Here is a 23,964-nt window from a genome sequence, read left to right on the forward strand (position 1 = left end):
GTAAGCCGGCTCGCCGGCCCGAAGCCTCGATAATGTAGGGTAAAACCCGACGGCTTGAAAGACGTCCGCAAACGTTTTCGTACGGGCCCTAAAAATCGGGAAACTAGACCAGTGGCTGGGTGCCCGGACGCGGCGCCCCACGCCGAAGCACCGCACCGGTAGCGGCCGAAAACAGCACGACCTGCACGAAGCTCGTGACCGGCACGTAGGGCGCGAAAAACCGGTCCATCACGTGCGCGAATCCGCTCAGGCTGAACGCGGCGAAACGCTGCTCGTCCACGACCAGCCGCACCTCCAGCCCGTGCACGAACGCCGATGCCGGCTTGCCGGGCAGCCAGCCCCGCACGCGCGCGGTCGACAACGACACGATCGCATCGAAGCGCCGGCCGGCGTCCACCGAGTTCTCCGCCCAGCGCGCGCAAAGCCGCCTGATCTGGGTCAGGCCGCCCTTGTCCAGCCGGACCGCCTGCGGCACGAGAAGCGACAGCAGATCCCACAGCTCCCCATGGCGGAAAGCGGTCGGCCGGCTCGCGGTCGGCCGGTTCAGCAACATGACCGTTCCCGCCGGATCGCCCGCGGGCAACGCCAGTTCGCGCTCGCGCATCGCGGACAGATCGCCCTGCGTGCAGGACAGCCAGATCTCCAGCTTGCGATGGCCGGGGTCGGCAGGTCGCCCGCCCTGGTCAACGAGTTCCAGTTCGACACCGCGGAGCGATTCGGCAGCGTCGGCGGGGGACGGCGCCGGGCGCGCGTCCGTCTCCTTGGCGCGCGGATCGGCGGGCTCCTTCGGTGCCCGCCTTGCCTCGTCGTGCAACACCGTCCAGAACAACCCGGCACGCCTGTCCGTGCCATGGCTTAGCGACCGGAACGGCGCCAGCGTCGACGTTCCCGAGTCGCAGACATGACGCACGGCATCGATCGACCAGATAGCGGTGCGCGGCGCGCCCCCCCCCTGCGCGAGCGCCCTCACCGCATAGTGCGCGCAACCCGCGCGCGTCTCGATCGGCTGGGCCTCGTCCTGAAACAGGTTGACGATCGGCGTACAAAACAACCGGACGTGGTCGGCCGTGGCGGCGGCCAGGCGCCGGGCGCGGTGCGAATCCGGATGCACGCCCGCGATCGCGAGGTGAAGCGCGACGCGACGGCTGCCGCCGGCGATTCGCTTGATCTTCCGCATGTCCACGTCGACAAAGTCGAAACGCTCCGGCATCGCGCAATACGCCATCAGCAAATGGAGCGGCCAAAGCGCCTCGTCCGGCCGCACGTCGAGCAGCGCATCGGCAGGCTCGAAGCCGGCGGCCGTGAACGTCGCGTCCGGCAGACGCTTCCAGCGCGTCGAATCGCCTGCTTCGGCAAAGCTTCGGCCGGCAAGGAGCAACGCGGCGTCGGTGAGCGCCGCAACGATTTCCCGCGTGCCGGTGAAATGCACGCGCACGGTGTCCGGCACGATGGCGAAGGTGGCGTTCGGCGTGGTGAGCTCGAACGTGAAAGTCAGCAAGCCGGTCGTTTCCGCCGGCCACGCGACGTCGCGCGGCGCGATCGACGATGTCGTGTAACGCACCGACGACACCGTGAGCGGCACGACCGCGACGTCGTCCGCGACGCGGAATACTTCCTTGCCGATGGGCGCGATCAGCTTGTCGCCGCGCGGCACGACGCGCGGCGCAGTCAGGTCGCTGCTGCGGTCGCCCAGAAATTGCGCAATCGCGCAGGAAGGAAACGGGCGCAGGAAAACACCGTGCAGCGTGTCGAGAAAACCGTGCGTAAACGCCGGCACGTCATCTTCGATGCGCATGTCGTGGCTCGCCGCCATCAATGCGAACGACTGCAACAGGCGTTCGACGTGCGGATCGTCCGAATGCTCGCCGTTGATCGCCAGCCGGGCGGCAATTTTGGGGAAGCGCTGGGCAAACGTCTGCACTGAACGGCGCAGCAGCGTCAGTTCACGCTCGAAGTGCGGCAGCAGATCCTTGGGTTCGATGGCCATCCTCGTTCCGTCCGTCGCCGCATGTGCGTATGACGATGCAGCGTTCAAAAAGGCGGAACGATTTTATTTTGACCACCTATTGTTTCATTCGCGACGCGTCGAACGGGCGTCATTTCTGCGATGACGAATACTGCCGATGCCGCGCCTGAATGCCGCGAACATCAAGGCTCGCCGCTTGCAAACGGCCGCTCGGGCACTTTCGCGTCAATGGTGGCGAACCGTTACAGCGGACGGCACGGCGTGCGTGTCGGCGCGTCTACACACACCACCCATGCGCGGCGTACCACCTCATCGCGGCGAGACCACAATCGCCGCCCGCCGATTCTGCGCGCGCCCTGCCGGCGTCCTGTTGTCCCCCACCGGATCGCGCTTCCCTTTCCCGGCAATCGCGATCTGCTTCGCGTCGAGCCCGACGTCGACCAGTTCGATCGCCACCACCTCCGCCCGCCGCCTCGACAATTCGATGTCGTACTTCTCCGTGCCCTCGTCATCCGAATACCCATAAACCCGCACGCCGTTGATGCCCGCCGACCGCAACGTTCGCCCGATCCGTTCGACGATCCGTCTGACGTCCGGCTTGAGGTTGTATCGATCGAAATCGAACAGAATCGGCCCGGTCGAACCGAACTCGAACCCCTGCCCGGTCTCCTGGAACCCGGCCGACTTCAGCGCCGTCACCTGCGTCTGCGTCAGCCCCCGATGAAGCGGCGGCGGCGTGTTGCAGCCCCCCCAGCAGCATGCACAGCAGCAGCGCACTCCCGACGCACATCCGCCCCGTGCTCACAGGAAACGAGTGGTTCATTTCGCATCCCCTTCCATCGCGCCCGCTCTGCAAGCGCTTCTTTTAACCGCCGCCGCGGCCTCGCCCGCGGCGCGAGTCGATCGACATCACACCGGCCCTGCCACGCTCTCCGCCAGTTGCCACGATCCCGGCCGCGCGCGCTTGGCGCGGTACATCGCGATATCCGCCGCGCGCAGCAGGCCGCTCGCGTCGGATGCGTGATCGGGAAACAGCGCAACGCCGGCACTCATCATGGTGGCCACCACGCGGCCGTCGGACAGCTCGATCGACGGCGCCATGCCGGACAGAATCTCGTCGGCGATCCGGCACACGCTGCCCGCTTCAGGCACCGCCGCCAGCATCACCGCAAATTCGTCGCCGCCCAGGCGCGCGACGAGATCGGCCTCGCGCACCCGCGTGCGCAGCCGCGACGCGATGCCGATCAGCACCGCGTCGCCCGCATCGTGACCGAGACCATCGTTGATCTCCTTGAAGCGGTCGCAGTCGAGATAGAGAACCGCGACCCGCTGCCCCGTCAACGTGGCGTCGCACAGCGCCAGCGCGAGACGCGATTCGAACTGCACGCGGTTGGGCAACCCGGTGAGCGCATCGTGCGTCGCCTTGTGTTCGAGCGACGCGTTCTCGTCGCGCAGCGTGTTCTGCCAGTCTTCGAATTCGTCGAGCAATGCGTTGAAGTCGTCGCCGAGCTGGTTCAGTTCGGCGATCGCCGCCGGCTCGACGCGCCGCGCGAACGCACGCTCGCGCCGCACCGCGTGCGCGACGCCCGCCAGCGCGCGCAGCGGCGAAACGATGTTGCGCAGCAGGCGCTTCGAACTGACGTACGCACCGAACACGCTGACGGCCAGGCAGCCGAGAATGCCGCCGACGCCGCCGAGCAGGAAGCCGAAGAACTGGTGCCCGCGGCCGCGCACGACGACGTGGCCGACGATGATGCCGTCGTGCATCACCGGGACGGTCACCGGCCCGGGCAGCGCCACGTCGGCGACCGCGCGCTCGAGCCGCGCGATCCCGCTTCCGGCCGGCAGCTGCCACGTGGCGAACAGTTGCCCGTTGCTGTCGGTGACGACCACCTGCGCGACGTCCTCGTCGCCGGCGATCATGCCGATCGCCTCGTTCGCCGCGACGCGATCGCCGAACACGAGCGCCGCCTCGACCGTGTAACCGAGCGAGCGCGCGAGCAGGTTCAGGTTGTTGCCGGCATACGCGCGCAACGCGATCACGGCGACGACGATCAACGACACGGCGGCCATCGTCACGGCGACGAACGCGAGCCGCAAGTGTGCGCGACGCAGCACGCTTTGCAACGTCGGGCGCGGCACGGGCGAAGCGGGAACGGGAAGCGAGGGCCGTGTCATGGCGTCACCGGCCGTCGTGCGAGATTGAGGACGTTCGGATGCACGCGCACGCCGCTGCGCGCGACGGCATCGAGGTTGATGTCGAACGACACGCGATCGCCGTCGACGTCGAGGCAGAACATGCCGCCCGCGGTGCAGGACGGATCGTGTTCCGCGATCGTCAGCACCGGATGGCCGGCCAATGCGGCTCTCACCCGCGCGCGCTCGTCGTTGTTCAAGGCGCCGAGATAGACGACGTCGCATGCGATGCCGAGCGACGGATCGTCGAAGCGGACGCGTTGCACGTCGAGCAGCGTCGAGCCGGCCTGCAGCGTGTCGGTCAGGCCGCGCGCGTAGTCGGGGCGCCCGGTGATGCACAGATGCAGGCGCACGGGCGTCGTCGGCCAGCGCGTGAAGCTGATGATGCCGAGTACGACGTGGCGCACGGCCGCGTCATGTGACGAAATGGCGGGATCGGTCGGGCTCGCGGCGGCGGCTGCGATGAGCCCATTGTCGGCCGGGCCGTCCGTATCGGCGAGCGCCCCGGCGAGCACGGCGGGCGCGGCGCCCAACACGCAAACGATTGCGAACAACGCGTGGCGCAGCGAAGTGATCCGGCCGGGCCGGCGCGTCGTCCGTGCGGCGCCCTGCGCCGCGCCCGTCGGCGTCGCTGCCGTCGCAAGACAGGCAGCAGCCGCACACACTTTCGCTTCCATGATCGCAACATCCGCCGGCATCGCTCTGGCGCTGCCTCCTGCCTCCCTCCATGCGCGCAAGCACCGAACGACGCGCACGATTTCTTCATCTTAGGTAAAAATTCGGATCACCAAGCAGTGGGAAACACCCGCGAAAAACACCCTGAATGGTATGGATCCGGTGCCGCGGCACGACGAGGCTGGCAATCGCGTCGACCGAAGCCGATCGGGTGTCGACGCGTGCAGATTGATCAGTGGATTGGACGCCCGTGCGCGGAAAACCTCATACGTTCCCACGCGTCAGGTGAGCGCCGGCAAATCGAATGACATCTCGCAACGGCTTTCGGGTCGGCCGGAACACTGCATTCGCAACCGGAGAAGTCGCGCGTGCGGCACGCGGCATGGACCTACGGTTGTATGCGCACCGGCCCGAAACGACGCACCAGGTCGTCATCGCTTGTCGGCTTCCTCGACGAAAATCTCGAACCACGCGTTCATCACGGCCCAGAAATCCACCGGTTCGAGTTCGGTCGGGTTCTCGTGCCACCAGATCCGCCCTGCGTCGCTCCCGTCGCCGGCGCTGTTGCGCAGGTCGAGGCACAGATAGTCGCCGCCGCCATTCTGGAACACCGTCCACACGAGATCGGGATTCACGCCGAGCTGGCGCGTCTCGTCGGGCGTCAGGTCGAGCTTGTCGGTCAACGCGGTCTGGTCGCCAATCGGCAACGGGCCCATCGAGTTGGCCGGGAAGAACGTCCAGCCGTTGTGCGTGAACTGGTAGAAGCTGCGCAGATCGTCGGGTAACGCGCGCCACAGCGGCATGTCGTCCGATACGAGCTCGCCGAGCGGCGGATGGCCGATGAAGAAGTTCAGGTCGTCCTGTTCGACCGTGTACGGATACAGCAGGCACAGATCGCCGCTCTCCTTCTGGAACACGGCGGGGCGCCGCAGCTTCTCCGCGAAGAACTGCTCGACCGCCGGCAGGCGGCCGGCGACGCCCGCCCACATCTTCGCGAGCCAGTTGCCGAGCGCGGCGTCGGGCGTATCCAGCAGCACGCGCCACGCGGTCGGCACCTGCACGTCGGCGGGAATCTCGTTCGCTGCAAGCCAGACCTGGCCGCGCAGCTTGAAGCGCTTCAGTTCGGTCGTGTAAGTCGTTGCGGAAAGCTCGATCATTGCCACTCACACCGCCGTCTTCGCCGTGTGCTGGATGTGTTCGTCCTGCGACTGCACCGAAATCGCCTTGCGCACGATGCTCGCGTGCTGGCCCTGCGTGACGATGTTCGTCTGGTTCGGGCCGTTCACGACCGTCACATGATTGTTCTGGACCGTCGGTGCGATCTTGCCGACGGCGGGATTCGCCGCCGCGGCCAATTGCATCGCGCCCGACTGCAGCGCGCCGGCAAGCGGGGACGATCCCGCGGACTCGACCAATCCGGCGATTCCTGGCAACTCTTTCATGGGCCCTCTCGCTTTCTTTTTCGATTGCCGCGGCGCATGCGACGCGGCATTACTACATGTCGGTGTCCGAAATATTAATTTCGGAATGCGTCTCCGACGAAACGCGATTCGCGGCTTTCAGGCCATCAACGCAATCGCATTCGCCAGCAGACGGACATTCGAGAAAATCGCCATCTTCTCCCACGTTTATGTCTTTTTCTTGGCGCGGTCGGCTGTCTCTCAGGGCAAGCGGCGCCATCATAACGGCCCGCCTCGGGCGAGTCCATACCTTTCAATTAAGCAGTCCCTCGAATTACGCCGGTAAGCCGGCGGTGCAGGGGGACCTGGATCTTCCGGAATGACGCAACGGGTAAATTTGGCAATTCCGCGATGCAGCATCGTACGATTTACCGATACCCCGGATCAAATGATCAACACGATCGGCGGCTTATGACAGGGTGTCGACACGTGGTGTGCAACGCATCGAGAATCGCGGGCGCCGGCGCGCGCATGCCGTCGCCATCGACGAATGTCAGTCCCGCCCGCGCCTGGCGCCCGGTTAGAATCCGGAATATCGCGAATCGTAAGTACGCATCCGGCAAGCCGAATCGGTTTTTGCGAATCGCATGACATCGCGGGTATCCTGACGGCAAGCTGTCCGTCGGCAGCCCTCCTCCGGAATTCGCCCCGACTGCAACGTCGGTTTCCAACCTGTCTCGACCGTTGTTCATTCATACCGATGGATTTCGACGTCATCGTTCTCGGCGCCGGCATCGTCGGCGTCTGCGCCGCGCTGCACCTGCAGGATCGCGGCCGCAAGGTCGCCCTCGTCGATCGCGGCGCGCCCGGCGAAGGCACGAGCTTCGGCAATGCCGGGCTGATCGAGCGCTCGTCGGTCGAACCGTACCCGTTCCCGCGCAGCCCGTTCACGCTGATGCGCTATGCGCTGAACCGCTCGACCGACCTCTACTGGCACAGCGCGTCGCTGCCCGCGTTCGCACCGTGGCTCGCGCGGTTCTGGTGGGAATCGGCGCCGCTGCGTCACGCGGCGGCCTCGCGCGACATGCTGCCGCTGATCGAGCGCTGCATCGTCGAACACGACGCGCTGATCGCGCGGGCCGGCGCCGGTGAACTGGTCCGCGCCAGCGGCTGGCTGGAAGCGTTCCGCACGCCGGCCGCATTCGAGCGCGGCGTGGCCGACGCCGGCCTCACCGCGCGCCGCCACGGGCTCGGCATCACGCCGCTCGATGCGGCCGCGCTGCGCGCGCACGAACCGAGCCTCGCATCGGGCTTCTGCGGCGCGCTGCACTGGCTCGACCCGAAAAGCGTCGTCGATCCGGCCGCGCTCGTCAAAGCGTATGCGCAACTGTTCGTGCAGGGCGGCGGCACGCTGCTGACCGGCGACGCCGCGAGCCTCGACGCGCTGTCGCCCGGCTGGCAGGTCCGGACCGACGACGGCCCGGCGGCCGCGCCGGCCGTCGTCGTCGCGCTCGGCCCGTGGTCCGACACGGTGTTCGGCAAGTTCGGCTACAAGATCCCGCTGCGCGAGAAACGCGGCTATCACATGCACTACGCGCCGTCCGCGCGCGGCGTGCCGTCGGCGCCGATCGTCGATCGCGAATACGGCTACGTGATCGCGCCGATGCGGCGCGGGCTGCGGCTGACGACCGGCGTCGAGATCGCGCGGCGCCGCGTGCCGCCCACCGGCGTGCAGCTCGAACGCGCGGAACGCGTCGCGCGGCCGGTGTTCGGTTTCGGCGAGCGGCTCGACCCGCATCCGTGGCTCGGCTTCCGGCCGTGCACGCCCGACATGCGCCCGGTGATCGGCCCCGCGCCCGCGCATCGCGGGCTGTGGTTCGCGTTCGGGCACAACCATCACGGGCTGACGCTCGGCCCCGTCACCGGCCGCCTGCTCGCCGAGATGATGACCGGGGAAGCACCGTTCACCGATCCGGCGCCGTATCGCGCGGATCGCTTCTGAGCGGGCGATGCCGGCCGGCACGCAGGCCTGACGGCGTCGTGCCCGCCGCCGTCAGCGAAAACGAAGCTGGCCCCGCCCGAGCTGAGAAACGGACGCGCAGCCCATCAGCCGCATGTCCCGCTCGATCTCCGTGCGCATCAGCTGCAACGCGCGCTCGACGCCGGGCTGCCCGGCGGCGGCGAGCGGGAACAGGTAATAACGCCCCAGCCCGACGGCCTTCGCACCGAGCGCCAGCGCCTTGAGCACGTGCGAACCCCGTTGCACGCCGCCATCCATCATCACGTCGATCCGGTCGCCCACCGCGTCGACCACCTCGGCAAGCTGGTCGAACGCGGCGCGCGAGCCGTCCAGTTGCCGTCCGCCGTGGTTCGACAACACGATGCCGGTACAGCCGATGTCCACCGCCCTGCGCGCGTCGTCGACCGACATCACGCCTTTCAGGCAAAACTGCCCGTTCCACTCCCGCACCATCGCGGCGACGTCGTCCCACGACATCGACGGATCGAGCATGTCCGTGAAGTAGCGGCTGATCGACATCGCGCCGCCGCCCATGTCGACATGCCGGTCGAGTTGCGGCAAACGGAACCGCTCGTGGGTCAGGTAGTTGATCGCCCAGGCCGGCTTCAACGCGAATTCGGTGAGCCCCGCGAGCGTCAGCCGGAACGGAATCGAGAAGCCGGTGCGCTTGTCGCGCTCGCGATTGCCGCCGGTGATGCTGTCCACCGTCAGCATCATCACGTTCACGCCGGCCTCCCTCGAGCGGTTCATCATCTCGCGGTTGAGGCCGCGGTCCTTGTGAAAATAGAACTGGTAGACCTGCGGGCCCGGGCTGATCGCACGGGCTTCTTCCAGGCTCACGGTGCCGAGCGACGACACGCCGAACATCGTGTCGAATTTCGCGGCGGCGGCGGCGACCGCGCGCTCGCCGTCATGGTGAAACAGGCGTTGCAGCGCGGTCGGCGAACAGTACACCGGCATGCCGAGCTTTTGCCCCATGACCGTCACCGACAGATCGACGTCGCGCACGCCGCGCAACACGCTCGGCACGAGATCGCAGCTTTCGAACGCGCTCGTGTTGCGTCGATACGTGGTTTCATCGTCGGCCGCGCCGTCGATGTAATTGAAGATCGGCCCCGGCAACCGTCGCCTGGCCAGCTCGCGGAAGTCGTGGAAATTGTGGCAATCGTTCACGCGCATTCGTCACACTCCATTCGGCGCGCGAGCGGCATGCCGATCGACCGGCGCGCATCGCTCGCATCGCAGCGTTCGTTCTGTCCCGGCGGCCGTTACCCTCGCGCGATGCGCACGCCGCATCGGCACGCGAAAATCCGCATCGTGTCGGCCGCGGCCGACCATGCGGCGAATCGACTCGCGCACTCAGTCGAGCGCGCGGCCAAAGATGCGGATCACTTCATCGAGATGCTCGGCCATCGCGCGGCGCGCGGCGTCGGGGTCGCGCGCGGATCGCGTCGAGGATCGCGCGGTGTTCCAGCTCCGAGCGGTGCGGCATGTCGTTCGGCATGTACAGCGACTGCAGCCGCTGGAACATCGGGTCGTACTTGTGCGCCAGCAGTTGCTTGATCATCAGCGCATACGCGGCGTTGTCGCTCGCTTCCGCGATGCGGATATGGAACAGCCGGTCGCCCGGGTGCGTGAGCGAGCCGCTGCGGTTGTCGTCCTGGTTGCGCAGGAACGCTTCGTGGATACCTTCGATCTGCGCGTCCGAGCCGTGCCGCGCGGCCAGCGACGCGGCTTCCGGCTCGATCAGCCGGCGCGCCTGCAGCAGCGCGAACGGCGGGATTTCGGTATCGAGATCGAGTGCGATGCCGAGCTCAGGATCGATCTCGACGATCGAGAACGGCGCGACCTTCCCGACCGGCGCCGGCGCGGGTTCGGGCGCGGCCGCCGTTTCAGGAAGGCGCACCTTCACGCCGTCGCCGACGCGCACGCTGACGAGCCCGCTCACCTCGAGCGCGATCAGCGCCTCGCGCACCGACGTGCGCGACACGCCGAACTGTTCGGCGAGCTCGCGCTCGGGCGGCAGATAGCTGCCCGGCGGGAAATCGCCCGACTCGATCATCGCGCTGAGCTTGTCGGCGATCTGCTGGTAGAGGCGGCGGTTCTGAATCGGCTGGATGGACATACGTTGACGCTGGTAATCGGTTTCGTTGCGGACGGCCCGACGAATCGCACAGACCGCTCGCGCCTATTCTATATGCCGCGCTTCACATCGCCCGGCACCGCGTAGCAACGCGCGGCCGTGCCGCCCCACAACGCGCCGCGCTCGGCCGCCGACAGCCGCGATTCGGCCCAGCGCTCGACGAGCGACGCCACCTCGTCATACGACGCCGCGAGCAGGCACACGGGCCAGTCCGATCCGAACATCAGCCGCTGCGGGCCGAATGCGTCGAGCGCCGCGTCGAGGCACTGCTCGATATGCCGGATGTCCTGCGCGCGCAGGCCGCGCCGCCAGTCGGCCTCGGTCACGAGCCCCGACAGCTTGCATGCGACGTGCGGCAGCGCGCCGAGCTCGCGCAGCGACGCGCGCCAGCGTGCGAACGCGGTGTCGTCGCGCCCGAACTCGGCGAGCGCCGGCTTGCCGCAATGATCGAGCACGAGCCAGTGCGCATCGTGCCGCGCGCAGAACGCACGGACCGCCGGCAACTGGCGTTCGAACACGAGCACGTCGTACACGTAGCCGTTCGCCTGCAGCCACGCCACACCGCGGTTGAAGCCGGGATCGGCGACGAACGCGCCGACGTCGGCTTCGTCCTGCACCTGATGACGAAAGCCGCGCAGCTTCGGGCTGCGCCACTCGGCGACGCGGTCGGCCAGCGCGGGCGCACCGAGATCCTCCCAGCCGACCACCGCCGCGATGCGCGCGTCCTCGCGCGCGAGGTCGAGCAGGAACGCCGTCTCGTCGCGCTCGGCGCGCGCCTGCACCGCGATCGACGCGCCGAGCGCCTGCGCATGCAGTTGCGGCCACAGCATATCGGGCAGGTAGTCGCGCGCGAGCACGCCCATGCCGGGGCCGATCCACGGATAGTCGGCCGCGCGATAACGCCAGAAGTGCTGATGCGAATCGATACGCACTGCGCCCATGATCCCCTCGTGTTCAATCGCCCCGGCGGCGGCGCGCATCGTCGCGATCGCCGCAGGCACGCCTCGGTCAGTCGTACAACACCGCCGCGATCTTCGGATCGTCGATATTGGTCTTGTCGTACCAGTAGAAGCCGGTATCGATGACCTTCGGCAGCTTCTCGCCCTTGATCGCCTTCACGGCCGCCTCGACCGTCTTGTAGCCGATCCCGATCGGGTTCTGCGTGATCGCGCCGGCCATCAGCCCGCTGCGGATCGCATCCTTCTGCTGCTTGCCGGAGTCGTAGCCGACGATCACGACCTTGCGCTTCATCTCGCGCACGCCGTTGACCACGCCGATCGCCGAGCCCTCGTTGGTGCCGAACAGCCCCTTGAGCTTCGGATACGCCTGCAGGATCGACTTCGTCACCTCGGTCGATTTCAGCTGATCGCCTTCGCCATACTGCACGGTCACGACCTGCACCTTCGGGTGCGCGGATTTCATCCGTTCGAGGAAGCCATCGCGGCGGTCGATGCCGGTGCGGCTCGTCTGGTCGTGCGCGACCACGGCCACCTGCCCTTCGTCGCCGATCAGCGCGGCGAGCTTGTCGGCGGCGAGCGCGGCGGCCGCCTTGTTGTTGGTCGCGGCCGTCGTCACCGGAATGTCGCTGTCCACGCCCGAATCGAACGCGATCACCGGGATCTTCTCGGCCTGCGCCTTCTTCAGCAGCGGCAGCGCGGCCTTGCTGTCGAGCGCCGCGAAGCCGAGCGCGGCCGGCTTCTTCGCGATCGCGGCCGACAGCATGTCGATCTGCTTGTCGACCATCGCCTCGGTTTCCGGCCCTTCGAACGTCACCTTCACCTTGTAGTCCTTCGCGGCCTGCGTCGCGCCGGATTTCACGGCCTGCCAGAACTGATGCTGGAAGCCTTTCGAGATCAGCGGGATGTACGTCTCCTGCGCCTGCGCGCCGGCCGTGACGCCGACGGCGAACGTCAGCCCGACGATCGCGTTCAACACCTTGCTCCTGATCACTTCGCGTCTCCTTGGTTGGTATCGACTGAAATGCCGGCCCGGCCGGCGGTGCAGCGCCTGGGTGCCCGTGTTCGTTTCTTCCTGCGCGCGTGCATCAGCGGCGGCGGCGCAGGATGTCCACATAGACGGCGAGGATGATGATCACGCCCGTCACGACCGTCTGCCATTCCTGCGCGACCGACATGATGCGCAACCCGTTGGTCAGCACGCTCATGATGAACGCGCCGATGATGGTGCCGACGATGCTGCCCGCGCCGCCCGACAGCGACGTGCCGCCGATCACGACGGCCGCGATCGCATCGAGCTCGTAGCCCTGCCCGAGCGCCGGCTGCGCGGAATTGAGCCGCGACGCGATCAGCAGGCCGGCGATCCCGCACACCGCGCCGCTGAACGTGTACACGGCGATCTTCCACGCGTCGACGTTCACGCCGGACAACCGCAGCGCCTCCTCGTTGCTGCCGAGCGCGAACGTGTAGCGGCCGAAGATCGTGCGATTCAGCACGATCGATGCGCCGATCGCGACGAGGAACAGGATCAGCACCGCGTTCGGGATCGGCAGCGCGGGGATCAGGTTGCCGATCAGCGAATCCTGCGCGATCGACGTGAAGCCCGGCGTATCGTTGAAGTAGATCGGCCGCGTGCCCGAGATCACGAGCGACAGCCCCTTGAGCAACATCATCATGCCGAGCGTCGCGATGAACGGCGGCACCTTCATCTTCGCGATCACGAAGCCCGACACGCAGCCCGACAGCGCGCCGAAGCACAGCGCGGCCAGGATCCCGAGCGGCAGCGGCATCCCCCACTTCGTCAGCACGACGCCGGCCATCACCGCGCAGAACGTCATCAGCGTGCCGACCGACAGGTCGATGCCGGACGTGATGATCACGTACGTACACGCGACGGCCAGCACGCCGTTCACGGCGGTGGCCTGCAGGATCGACACGAGGTTGTCGACTTCGAGGAAGTTCGACGACGCGAAGCTGAAGAACACGATCAGCAGCACGAGGCTCGCGAACGCGAGCAGCTTCTGCCGCGCGGCCGGGTTGAAGAAGCGCGACTTCAGGCTCGCTGCGGCGGCCGGCGTGTCGCCGGTGGCCAGGGGCGGAACGGGATGCGTATCGTTGGACATGATCGTTGGGCGTCTGAGCGTCTGATTCAGGACAACACGGTCGACTCGCGCTGCGTCGCGAGCTGCATGATCTTTTCCTGCGTGGCGTCGGCCGCGCGCAATTCGCCGGTCACGCGGCCTTCGCACATCACGAGAATCCGGTGGCTCATGCGCAGCACCTCCGGCAACTCCGACGAGATCATCACGATCGCCTTGCCGTCGGCGGCCAGCGCGTCGAGCAGCTTGTAGATCTCGCTTTTCGCGCCGACGTCGATGCCGCGCGTCGGCTCGTCGAAGAACAGGATGTCGCAGTCGCGCAGCAGCCACTTCGCGATCACGATCTTCTGCTGGTTGCCGCCCGACAGCAGTCGCGCGGGCTGCGCGACCGACGGCGTGCGGATCGCGAGCCGCCGTACGTACGACTGCGCGGCGTCGCGCATCGCGCGCGCATCGAGGAACAGGCCGCGGCGCACGAAGCGGCGCATGCTCGACAGCGCGATGTTGTTCTGCACGTCCATCCCGACCGCGAGCCCGAAGTGCTTGCGATCCTCGGACAGGTAGCCGATGCCATATTTCACCGCATCGGCGGGCGTGCGGATCGTCACGGCCCGGCCGTGCACGCGGATCTCGCCCGCGTCCACCGGATCCGCGCCGAACACCGCGCGCGCGACCTCGGTGCGGCCCGCGCCCATCAGCCCGGCGAAGCCGAGGATCTCGCCGCGCCGCAGCGTGAAGCCGACGTCGCGGATCGCGCGGCCGCGCGACAGCCCGCGCACCTCGAGCGCGATCTCGTTCGCGGACGTATCGGGCGGCGTGCGGCTTTCCGTATCGAGCTGGCGGCCGACCATCATCGAGATGATCGATTCCATCGACGTGCCCGCCATCGGCACGGTCGCGACATACTTGCCGTCGCGCATCACGGTCACGCGATCGCCGATCTGGCGCAGCTCGTCCATCTTGTGCGAGATGTACACGATGCCGACCCCGTTCGCGCGCAGGTCGCGGATGATGCGGAACAGTTCGGCGATCTCCGCGTTGTTCAGCGCGGCGGTCGGCTCGTCCATGATCAGCGCGCGCGAGTCGAACGACAGCGCCTTCGCGATCTCGACCATCTGCTGCTTCGCGACCGTCAGCCGGCCGACCTGCGTGCGCGGGTCGAGATCGAGCCGCATCCGCCGGAAGATCGCGGCCGCGTCGCGGTTGAGCTTCTCTTCGTCGACGAACACGCCGAAGCGGCCGCGCGGCTCGCGACCGATGAAGATGTTCTGCGCGACGCTCAGGTGATTCATCAGGTTCAGCTCCTGATGGATGATGCCGATGCCGAGCGCCTGGGCGGTGCGCGGATCGGCGATCTCCACCGGGCGGCCGTCCATCCGGATCTCGCCTTCGTCCTTCTGGTACACGCCCGCGAGAATCTTCATCAGCGTCGACTTGCCGGCGCCGTTCTCGCCCATCAACGCATGCACTTCGCCCGCGCGCAGGTCGAAACGGCAATCGTCGAGCGCCTGCACGCCCGGAAAGCGCTTGCCGATGCCGGTCAGCGCGATCAGCGGCGGGGCGGTGTTCAGGTTCAGGTCGGGTTGCATCGCGCGCGGCCCTCAGCTGATCGCACGATCGAGATGCGTATAGCCGCCATCGACGAACAGCCACTGGCCCGTCGTGTGCGATGCGCGCTCCGACAGCAGGAACACGGCCGTGTCGGCAATTTCGTCGGCCGTCGTGAAGCGCCGGCCGAGCGGCACCTTGCCGGCAATCTCCGCGACCTTCGCCTGCGGGTCGTCGAAGCCGGCGATCCAGTTCTGGTAGAGCGGCGTCATCACTTCGGCCGGGATCACCGCGTTCACGCGCACGCCGTCGTCGCGCAACGCGACCGCCCATTCGCGCGTCAGCGCGAGCTGCGCGCCCTTCGACGCGCAATAGCCGCTCGTGTTGCCCTGCCCGGTCACGGCCGTCTTCGACGAGATGTTGACGATCGCGCCGCGCGCCGCCTTCAGGTGCGGCACGCAGTAATGCGCCATCACGTAGTAGTGGATCAGGTTGCGTTCGAGCGATGCGACGAACGCGTCGCGCCCGGCGTCGAGACCGATGCTGTCGTTGATGCCCGCGTTGTTGACGAGCCCGTCGATGCGGCCGAAGCGCGCGATGGTTTGCGCGACGCCGTCGCGGCACTGCGCGTCGTCCTGCAGTTCGACCGTGACGCACGCGGCGCGCGGCTGTTTCCGCGTGAGTTCGCGCCAGAAGCCGTCGTCCGGTGCGTGGCGCGCGAACACCACCGGGATCGCGCCTTCGCCGGCCAACCGCATCGAGATTGCGGCGCCGATGCCCGACGCGCCGCCGGTCACGATCACGACCTTGTCTTGCAGATTCAAATCCACTTCGCGTCTCCGTCGTTCATGTTGTCGCCGCGCACGGCGCGCGGGGTGCGCCCGACGCGCACAGCGCGCGCCGTCGTGCGTCGCCCGCGTCAGCCGCGGAACCGGTACTGCTCCAGCGATTCGGGCTTCATCTCGATCGAGAAACCGGGCGCGGTCGGCGGCATGTACGCCGCGTTGCGCACCACGCACGGCTCGACGAAATGCTCGTGCAGGTGATCGACGTACTCGGTCACGCGGCCTTCCTTCGTGCCGGAGATGCACACGTAATCGATCATCGACAGATGCTGCACGTATTCGCACAGCCCGACGCCGCCCGCATGCGGGCACACCGGCAGCCCGTATTTCGCGGCCATCAGCATCACCGCGAGAATCTCGTTCACGCCGCCGAGCCGGCACGCATCGATCTGCACGACGTCGATCGCGCCGCGCGCGATGAACTGCTTGAACAGCACGCGGTTCTGGCACATCTCGCCGGTCGCGACCTGCACCGGCGCGATCGCGTCGCGGATCTTGCGATGCCCTTCGACGTCGTCGGGGCTCGTCGGCTCCTCGATGAACCACGGCCGCGCGAACGCGAGCTCGCGCACCCAGTCGATCGCCGCGTCGACTTCCCACACCTGGTTCGCGTCGATCATCAGCTTGCGCTCGGGGCCGATCACCTCGCGCGCGATCGTCACGCGGCGGATGTCGTCCTCGAGGTTCGCGCCGACTTTCAGCTTCACGTAGTCGAAACCCTCGTCCACCGCCTCGCGGCACAGCCGGCGCAGCTTGTCGTCGCTGTAGCCGAGCCAGCCGGCCGACGTCGTGTAGCACGGGTAGCCGTCGCGCTCCAGCGCGGCGATCCGCGCGGCCTTGCCGGGCGCCTGCCGGCGCAGCAGGTCGAGCGCTTCGTCCGGGCGCAGGCAGTCGGTCAGGTAGCGGAAGTCGATCGCCCGCACCAGCTCCTCCGGGCTCATGTCGGCGACGAGCCGCCACAGCGGCTTGCCGGCGGCCTTCGCCCACAAATCCCATACCGCATTGACGACGGCGCCCGTCGCCAGATGGATCGCGCCCTTGTCGGGGCCGATCCAGCGCAACTGGCTGTCCGACGTGACGTGCCGCCAGAAGCGGCCCATGTCCTCGCGAATCCAGTCGAGGTCGAGGCCGACGACGAGGTGACGCATCGCATCGATCGCCGCGCAGCAGATTTCGTTGCCGCGGCCGATGGTGAACGTGAGCCCGTGACCTTCGAGCCCGTCGCGGTCGGTTTCGAGCACGACGTAGGCCGCCGAATAATCGGGGTCCGGATTCATCGCGTCGGACCCGTCGAGCTGGCGAGAGGTCGGAAAGCGCACGTCGAGGACGCGCATCGATCGAATGATAGGCATGACGAACCGTCCGTTAAAGGGAATCAGGCCTGCACGGTGCGCTGGCGTTGCTCGCCGAGCCCGTCGATGCCGAGCGTGATCACCTGTCCGGCGCGCAGGTAGACGGGCGGCTTCTGCCCGAGGCCGACGCCCGGCGGCGTGCCGGTCGAGATCACGTCGCCCGGCTGCAGGCTCATGAAGCGGCTCAGGTAGCTGATCAGGTACGGCACGCGGAACACCATCGTCGCGGTCGTGCCGTTCTGGTAGCGGTGGCCGTCCACCTCCAGCCACAATCGCAACGCGTGCGGATCGGGCACTTCGTCGGCCGTCACGAGCCACGGGCCGATGGGGCCGAACGTGTCGTTGCCCTTGCCCTTGTCCCACGTGCCGCCGCGCTCGAGCTGGTATTCGCGCTCCGACACGTCGTTGACGACGCAGTAGCCGGCGACGTGCGACAGCGCATCGGCTTCGTCGATATAGCGGCCGCCCTGGCCGATCACCACGCCGAGCTCGACTTCCCAGTCGGTTTTCTCCGAGCCGCGCGGGATCTCGACGTCGTCGTTCGGGCCCGAGATCGCGCTCGTCCACTTGCCGAACACGACGGGCTCCTTCGGCACCTCCATCCCCGATTCGGCCGCGTGATCCGAGTAGTTGAGCCCGATGCAGATGAACTTGCCGACGCGGCCGACGCACGCGCCGAGCCGCGGCGTGCCGTCGACGCGCGGCAGCGTCGACGGGTCGAGATCGCGCAGCCGCGCGAGCGACGCGGGGGTCAGCGCGTCGCCGGCGATATCGTCGATCACGCCGGACAGGTCGCGAATGTGGCCCTGCGCATCCAGCAGGCCCGGCTTTTCATGGTGTTTGTCGCCAAATCTCAGCAGTTTCATGTCGTTGTCTGAACGGAAAGTGAATGGGAAGGCGTGGTCGGCTAGACGCGGTCGGCTAGACGCGGTCGGCCAGACGCGGTCGGCCAGACGCGGTCGGCCAGACGCGGTCAGTTCGACCAACCGCCGTCGATCAGGTGAATCGTGCCGGTGGTGAACGACGCTTCGTCGGACGCCAGATACAGCGCGAGCGCGGCCACTTCGTCCGCGGTGCCGATGCGGCCGATCGGCTGGCGCGCAACGAATGCCTGGCGTACCTCGTCGGCGGACACGTGGCGCGTGCGCGCCTGGTCGGCGATGCGCTGCTCGAGCGACGGCGATTCGATCGTGCCCGGGCAGATCGCGTTGCAGCGGATGCCGCGCTCGACGAAATCGGCGGCCACCGCCTTGGTCAGCCCGATCACGGCCGCCTTGGTGGTGCCGTACACGAAGCGGTTCGGCACGCCCTTCACGCTCGAGGCGGCCGACGCCATGTTGACGATCGACGCGCCGCCGGCTTCGAGCATCGCGGGCAACAGCGCGCGGATCAGCCGGTACATCGACGTGACGTTCAGGTTCAGCGAGAACGCCCACGCGTCTTCGTCGCACTCGAGGATCGAGCCGTGGTGCACGTAGCCCGCGCAGTTGAACAGCACGTCGAACGCGCGTTCGCTCGCGGCGAGCGCGGTGATGTCGCTCGCGTCGGTGACGTCGAGCCGCCGCGTGACCAGCCGGCCGCCCGCACGCTCGGCGTCAGCCTCGAGCCGCACCAGCGCGGCTTCGTTGACGTCCGTCGCCAGCACGTCGGCGCCCTCGCTCGCGAACCGCAGCGCGGTCGCGCGGCCGATGCCCTGCCCGGCCGCCGTCACCAGCGCGCGTTTGCCCTGCAATCTCATGAGCATGTCTCCGAAAAAGCCGGCCGCCAGTCGGCCGATTGGCACAAAGGACTAAAGGTCCAACCAATCATAGGAAGGGACGGCGTGTTTGTCACGAACTTGGGATTCAGTATTTACCCAGGGCTGCTCAATCCGTCGGGCGCAAGAATTCGGCGGGCGAGCGGCGTTGAAGCACCACCCCGCGGTTCGCTCAAACTCAATACCAGCGGGCCTTCCAGCCGAACACCGGGCAACGCCCGGAGCGGCGGACAACGTAAACTGACAAAAAAGTCATGTTCGCGTCAGGGTGTCAACGGGTGGCGCACGTCATCATGGTGCTGCCGGACCGCGCTTTCGGTACATCGCCCCCCTGCCCGCGCCGGATCCCTGCGGGCACCTCCGTCCCCCGGCGATGTATCCCGTGACTGGGCGAGCAGACACGGCGCGCGGCCCGATTTTCCGCCCCGGACTTTCCGTCCGGGGCTTTTTGTTCATGGTTTTTCAAGAAAATAAGCGTGGATTGTTTCTAAATCGGCAAAAGGTAATTCGAGCCGGACAGGATGTTTTTTCCGGTCACAGACGCTTACATTTAGCGCACCACTCATGGAAACCGCTACGGATTCGCCATCGGGTAGTGACATCCACTGCCACGGCCGAAACCGCACGAGCTTTAGGAAACGGCAAAATGAAGGCCTCCAAATCCCTGCCTGCGCTCGATCCCGCCGACGTCCACGTCGAAATTCTGGAACGTTCCGATACGCTGCTCGTCGTGCGCTGGGTCGAACCCGGCCGCTGTCACTACGGCGAACAACGCTGGCGCCGCCGCTTCGCGCAGCGCACCGGCACCTGCGCGCTGTCGCGCCAGGTCATTCACCGCGGCGACGAAGTGTTCCGCCCGGCCGAGCGCCCGGCCCCCGCGAACGCCGCCGCCATGATCTCCGCCGCCGAGGTGCTCGCGCTGGCCGGCAGCAGGTAACGCCTGCCGGCCGTGCGCCGGGCTGGCGGCGCCACGCCATATGCCAGCCCTAGAAGCGCCGGTCTAATTCTCCTGCTTGTCTGCGACGTCCGTCCGCACTATCGTTACATCACTCGATGTAACGATTACGTGTCGCGGCCGGACCGGCCGCGCCGATGGAGGCAGACATGCATGCATGGAGCGCGCGCCACGTGCCGGCGCAAGGCGGCAAGGTCGCGGTCGTGACGGGCGCCAATAGCGGCCTCGGCTGGCAGCTCGCGGAGACGCTGGCCGCGAAAGGCGCGACGGTCGTGATGGGCTGCCGCGACGCCGCGCGCGGCGCGCAGGCGGCCGACGCGATCCGCCGGCTTCATCCTCATGCACGCGTCGAAGTCGATCCGCTCGACCTCGCCGATCTCGCGTCGATCGCGCGCTTCGCGGCCGACGTCGGCGAACGCCACGGCCGCGTCGACATCCTGTGCAACAACGCCGGCGTGATGTTCCTGCCGCTGCGGCACACGCGCGACGGCTTCGAGATGCAGTTCGGCACCAACCACCTTGGCCATTTCGCGCTGACCGGCCATCTGCTGCCGGCGCTGGGCGCCGCGCGCCGGCCGCGCGTCGTCACGATGTCGAGCGGGTTCAACCGCGGCGGCCGGATCCGCGTGGACGACCTGCGCGCCGCGCAGCGCTACAACCGTTATCTCGCTTACTGCGACAGCAAGCTCGCGAACCTCGTGTTCGCGATCGAGTTGCAGCGCCGCTTCGAACGCGCGGCGTTCGCCGGCATCAGCGTGGCCGCGCACCCCGGCTACGCGGCGACCAACCTGCAGTTCGCGGGCCCGGCGATGGACCGCTCGCCCGCTCGCGCCGCGCTGATGCGTGCCGCGAACCGTTATCTCGCCCAGCCGGCCGACCAGGGCGCGCTGCCGGCGATTCATGCGGCGACATCGCCCGATCTGGCCGGCGGCGCGTACATCGGTCCGTCCGGCTGGTTCGAATCGCGCGGGCTGCCGGCGCCGGCGAGCGTGCCGCGCGCGGCGCGCAATGCGGCGTCCGCGGCGTTGCTGTGGGAAGCATCGGAAGCCGCGACGGGTGTGCGCTTTCTCAGCGCCGACGCGCCCGCCGGACGCTCGCAGCGCCGGCCGTTCGACACGGCGGCCGAGGCACGCTGAACCGCGCACCGCCCGCCGCAACATTCTTCATACTTATTACGCCCACCGAAAAGAAAGCCCGTTGAAAGACTGGTTCGACGCCGCACTGTTACCAGCCAGGAAACAATTTATCGTCAAAATCAGCGTTTACCCTGAACACGCCGGTGACTAAGATTTGATCAATCGCTCAAGACATGGTGTCGAGAGCGAACTCAATAAAACACCGGAGGTCACCATGAAATCGCTCGTTTCCGCAGTCGTTGCCGCTGCCGCCCTGTCCGCTTCGTTCGGCGCGTTTGCCCAAAGCACCGTGACGCGCGCTCAAGTGCGCAACGAACTCGTCCAGCTCGAACAAGCCGGCTACAAGCCGGGCGTGTCGAGCCCGTACTACCCGAACGACATCCAGAGCGCCGAAGCGCGTGTGCATGGCGCCGACACCAGCGGCTACGGCGCGCAACCGGCGCCGCTCGTCCACTCGGGCGCACCGGCTGCCGCTTCGTCGAACGCACGCGACTCGATCTTCTTCGGCCAATAAGCCGAGGCGCCCCGGCGGGCGCCGCGCGTCGCGCGATGAAGTCACGCAGTCCTGACGAGCCCCGTTCGCGGGGCTCGTGTTCTTTGTGAAACGCATACCTCCGCCGCCCGGCAGCGGGTGGCTTCGCCCGGACGCCTCGCGTCCGGGTGCTTTTTCCCCGAAAAGGCGTGCGTGAATGCGCCGGGTGCGCGGGTCAGCGCACCGCGGCCGGCACCGACCGCGACAGCACCCGCCACCGCGACAGCAACTCGTCGCGATCGACGTAGCAGCCCTGCAAGTGCCGGCGGCCCGTCGACGGCTCGAACGCCGTGCGCGCATGCAGCACGCGCCGGTTGTCGAACGCCCACATGTCGCCCGCCCGCAGCCGGCGCTGCACGCGAAAGCGCGGTTCGCGCGCCAGCGCGAGGAACCGCCGGTACGCGCGATAGACGGCCGCCACCGAGCCGGCCGGCGCATCGAGCGGCCCGCGCAGGAAGTTCGCGACACGCACTTCCGTCACGTTGCCGCGCGCATCGCGCCCGATCACCGGCGCCGAACAGCGGTAGTCGCTGTTCGCGCTCTTGTTCCAGAACTCGAACGGCGTCGACGCGAGCCGCTCGAAATCGTCCGGATGTTCGCGCCGCAGCGCATCCGCGAGCGCGAAGCCGTCGAGGAAGATGCTGTCGCCGCCCGTCGCATCGTTCGCAAGGCAATGCAGGAACTGCACGCCCGGCTGCAATTCGCGCGTGGGCAGGTCGGTGTGCGGCGGCAGATTCAGCGACGTATACGCATTGCTGTCCGGGCGCGGCTTCGATTCGACGTCGAACAGCACGCCGAAATTGCTTTCGCGGATCAGGCCGACGCGGCGCGCGATCTCGTCCACGCGGCCGCGCTCGGCCGGCACGCCCTCGACGAGCGTGAGCCCCGTGCGCTGCAATGCGCCGAGCCATGCGAACAACGCGCGGTCGTCCTCCATCACGTCGCGCCACGCGAACACACCGATCGCCGTTGCATCGTCGCCGGTCCATACGTGCCGCCCGTGCGCGGCTAGGCGCTCCGCGCGCGACGCGTCGTCGTACGCATGCGCACGCAACCATCCCGGCGACCACGCGCTGCGGTGCCCGTCGTTCCATTCCACATGCAGCGCGCCGTCGGTTTCGACGTGCACGGTGAGCGCGGACAGATCGTCGCGCGCATCGGCGATCTCGAACACCTGTTCGCGCGTGATCGCATGCACGCACGCCGAACACGCGCAGTTGTCGCGCAGCCAGTCGAAATGAAATGGCGATCGTCGCGCGTCGCTCCACTCGACGTGCACCGCGCCATCGCCGATCGTCGCCGCCGCGATGGCCGCGTCGGCCGAAAACGTCCGCCAGTCCTCGATACGGTGTTGCGCTGCTGCCTGCATCGTTGCCTCCCGGAAAACGCCCGCTACGCGTATGGTGCGAGCAAGAACCCGCCGACCGTCCGGTGCATCCGTGCGGCCTGCGGGCTCGTCCCGAGCGCGCGCCAGCAGCCGTGCACCAGCCCCTCTCCCATCCAGTAGTGCGCGACGCCGCCGGCCGCGCGAATCCGCTCGACGTACACGCGCGCATCGTCGCGCAGCGGATCATGCTCCGCGCCGATCGCCAGCACCGGCGGCAGCCCGTCGAAGCGAGTGGCTTCGAGCGGCACCGACGCACGCAGCAGCGGATCGCCGTCGCGCAGCACGTCGCGAAGGCTGCCGCTCCAGTACAGCTCACGATAGCGGTGCACGTCGTCGAGCGTCAGCATCGGCGCGTGCGCTTCGGCTTCGCGCGCGGGCGATTGCGGTTCGAAGCCGAGCATCGGATAGACGAGCGCGATGCCGTCCACGCCGCTTTCGCCCGCATCGCGCAGCGCGGTCGCGACCGCCGCCGCGAGCATCCCGCCCGCGCTGTCGCCCGCGAGCGTCAGCGGATGCGCGCAGCGCCCGAACGGCCAGCACGCATCGCGTGCGGCACGCGTGACGGCCAGGCAATCTTCAAGCGCGGCCGGCGCACGGTGTTCGGGCGCCAGCCGATAGTCGACCGCGATCACGTCGAGGCCGGTATCGGCCGCCAGTTGCGCGGTGATCAACGCATGGCTGTCGAGCGAGCCGACGACGAAACCGCCGCCATGAAAAAACAACACCGTGCCGCGCGGCGCGCCGTGCACGGACGTATAGCGCCGCAGCGCGATCGTGCGGCCGTCCGGCGCGTGCCACTCGGCGTTCTGCTGCACGATGCCGGCGGGCAGCGCGGCCGGCGTCCATTCGGCCGCGAAGCGGTCGTAGAGGCGGCGCTGCTCGCCGGGCGGGCGCGCCGCCGCATCGGCCGGATACCACGCGTCGACGGCCGCGACGAACGCCGCGATTTCCGGTTCGAGCATCGTGTGCGCTCCGCGGTGGAAGTGGAAGGTCGAAGA

Annotated in this window: 20 protein-coding genes and 2 pseudogenes; 4 read left to right on the forward strand and 18 right to left on the reverse strand. The window is 67.8% G+C overall.

Annotation, left to right across the window (positions count from 1 at the left end; translation table 11 throughout):
- Positions 1–103 precede the first annotated feature (103 nt).
- From tssF to LGN10_RS00425, 6 genes and pseudogenes are all read right to left on the reverse strand, one after another.
- The gene (gene tssF / locus LGN10_RS00400; protein ID WP_226221151.1) at positions 104–1,987 is read right to left on the reverse strand and encodes a type VI secretion system baseplate subunit TssF; all 1,884 of its coding nucleotides are present in this window, start codon (positions 1,985–1,987) and stop codon (positions 104–106) included.
- A gap of 288 nt (positions 1,988–2,275) precedes the next feature.
- A pseudogene (locus tag LGN10_RS00405) lies at positions 2,276–2,789 on the reverse strand (OmpA family protein).
- An 86-nt stretch (positions 2,790–2,875) separates the two neighbouring features.
- Complete coding sequence (locus LGN10_RS00410) at positions 2,876–4,144, reverse strand: diguanylate cyclase domain-containing protein (RefSeq protein ID WP_059584426.1); 1,269 nt, start codon at positions 4,142–4,144, stop codon at positions 2,876–2,878.
- A complete protein-coding gene (locus LGN10_RS00415; RefSeq protein WP_226221153.1) occupies positions 4,141–4,839 on the reverse strand; it encodes a YfiR family protein in 699 nt (232 codons plus the stop codon). Before LGN10_RS00415 ends, LGN10_RS00410 begins: the two co-directional genes overlap by 4 nt.
- 429 nt (positions 4,840–5,268) lie before the next feature.
- The gene (locus tag LGN10_RS00420; RefSeq protein ID WP_059584425.1) at positions 5,269–5,994 is read right to left on the reverse strand and encodes an SMI1/KNR4 family protein; all 726 of its coding nucleotides are present in this window, start codon (positions 5,992–5,994) and stop codon (positions 5,269–5,271) included.
- A 6-nt stretch (positions 5,995–6,000) separates the two neighbouring features.
- Entirely contained in the window at positions 6,001–6,279 is a 279-nt protein-coding gene (locus LGN10_RS00425) for a hypothetical protein (RefSeq protein WP_146075215.1), read from the reverse strand.
- Positions 6,280–6,997: 718 nt separating this feature from the next.
- Here LGN10_RS00425 and LGN10_RS00430 point away from each other — a divergent pair.
- Positions 6,998–8,239, forward strand: coding sequence for an NAD(P)/FAD-dependent oxidoreductase (locus LGN10_RS00430; RefSeq protein WP_060314317.1), 1,242 nt, complete (start codon positions 6,998–7,000; stop codon positions 8,237–8,239).
- Between the two features lie 51 nt (positions 8,240–8,290).
- On the opposite strand, the gene LGN10_RS00435 is transcribed toward LGN10_RS00430, so the two are convergent.
- The 10 genes and pseudogenes from LGN10_RS00435 to LGN10_RS00480 form a co-directional block, all read right to left on the reverse strand.
- Complete coding sequence (locus tag LGN10_RS00435) at positions 8,291–9,436, reverse strand: alpha-hydroxy acid oxidase (RefSeq protein ID WP_226221155.1); 1,146 nt, start codon at positions 9,434–9,436, stop codon at positions 8,291–8,293.
- Positions 9,437–9,616: 180 nt separating this feature from the next.
- A pseudogene (locus LGN10_RS00440) lies at positions 9,617–10,382 on the reverse strand (FadR/GntR family transcriptional regulator).
- Positions 10,383–10,450: 68 nt separating this feature from the next.
- Complete coding sequence (locus tag LGN10_RS00445; protein WP_226221157.1) at positions 10,451–11,341, reverse strand: amidohydrolase family protein; 891 nt, start codon at positions 11,339–11,341, stop codon at positions 10,451–10,453.
- 67 nt (positions 11,342–11,408) lie between these two features.
- The gene (locus LGN10_RS00450; protein WP_059502372.1) at positions 11,409–12,350 is read right to left on the reverse strand and encodes an ABC transporter substrate-binding protein; all 942 of its coding nucleotides are present in this window, start codon (positions 12,348–12,350) and stop codon (positions 11,409–11,411) included.
- A gap of 94 nt (positions 12,351–12,444) precedes the next feature.
- Positions 12,445–13,479: an ABC transporter permease gene (locus tag LGN10_RS00455; RefSeq protein WP_226221159.1), complete on the reverse strand. Its 1,035-nt coding sequence runs from the start codon at positions 13,477–13,479 to the stop codon at positions 12,445–12,447.
- 26 nt (positions 13,480–13,505) lie between these two features.
- A complete protein-coding gene (locus LGN10_RS00460; protein ID WP_226221160.1) occupies positions 13,506–15,044 on the reverse strand; it encodes a sugar ABC transporter ATP-binding protein in 1,539 nt (512 codons plus the stop codon).
- 12 nt (positions 15,045–15,056) lie between these two features.
- Positions 15,057–15,833: an SDR family oxidoreductase gene (locus LGN10_RS00465; RefSeq protein ID WP_104012560.1), complete on the reverse strand. Its 777-nt coding sequence runs from the start codon at positions 15,831–15,833 to the stop codon at positions 15,057–15,059.
- An 89-nt stretch (positions 15,834–15,922) separates the two neighbouring features.
- Positions 15,923–17,200 (reverse strand): L-fuconate dehydratase, encoded by a 1,278-nt coding sequence (locus LGN10_RS00470; RefSeq protein WP_124657672.1) that lies wholly within the window; start codon positions 17,198–17,200, stop codon positions 15,923–15,925.
- A 23-nt stretch (positions 17,201–17,223) separates the two neighbouring features.
- A complete protein-coding gene (locus tag LGN10_RS00475) occupies positions 17,224–18,066 on the reverse strand; it encodes an ureidoglycolate lyase (RefSeq protein ID WP_060968457.1) in 843 nt (280 codons plus the stop codon).
- Positions 18,067–18,173: 107 nt separating this feature from the next.
- Positions 18,174–18,938, reverse strand: coding sequence for an SDR family oxidoreductase (locus LGN10_RS00480; RefSeq protein ID WP_059643244.1), 765 nt, complete (start codon positions 18,936–18,938; stop codon positions 18,174–18,176).
- A 664-nt stretch (positions 18,939–19,602) separates the two neighbouring features.
- Here LGN10_RS00480 and LGN10_RS00485 point away from each other — a divergent pair.
- From LGN10_RS00485 to LGN10_RS00495, 3 genes are all read left to right on the forward strand, one after another.
- On the forward strand, positions 19,603–19,893 hold the full coding sequence (locus LGN10_RS00485) for a DUF3331 domain-containing protein (RefSeq protein WP_006484717.1): 291 nt from the start codon (positions 19,603–19,605) through the stop codon (positions 19,891–19,893).
- A 167-nt stretch (positions 19,894–20,060) separates the two neighbouring features.
- Positions 20,061–21,047 carry an oxidoreductase gene (locus LGN10_RS00490; protein ID WP_226221162.1) on the forward strand — a complete coding sequence of 329 codons (987 nt, stop codon included), beginning with the start codon at positions 20,061–20,063 and terminating at the stop codon, positions 21,045–21,047.
- Positions 21,048–21,261: 214 nt separating this feature from the next.
- Positions 21,262–21,561 carry a DUF4148 domain-containing protein gene (locus LGN10_RS00495; RefSeq protein WP_050012329.1) on the forward strand — a complete coding sequence of 100 codons (300 nt, stop codon included), beginning with the start codon at positions 21,262–21,264 and terminating at the stop codon, positions 21,559–21,561.
- Between the two features lie 193 nt (positions 21,562–21,754).
- Here the strand turns inward: LGN10_RS00495 and LGN10_RS00500 are convergent, their stop codons facing one another.
- Positions 21,755–22,948, reverse strand: coding sequence for a TauD/TfdA family dioxygenase (locus LGN10_RS00500; RefSeq protein ID WP_104012559.1), 1,194 nt, complete (start codon positions 22,946–22,948; stop codon positions 21,755–21,757).
- Between the two features lie 23 nt (positions 22,949–22,971).
- Positions 22,972–23,928, reverse strand: coding sequence for an alpha/beta hydrolase (locus LGN10_RS00505; RefSeq protein ID WP_104012558.1), 957 nt, complete (start codon positions 23,926–23,928; stop codon positions 22,972–22,974).
- Positions 23,929–23,964: the final 36 nt, after the last annotated feature.

The sequence above is a fragment of the Burkholderia sp. AU32262 genome (genome assembly GCF_020419985.1).
Lineage (GTDB): Bacteria > Pseudomonadota > Gammaproteobacteria > Burkholderiales > Burkholderiaceae > Burkholderia > Burkholderia semiarida.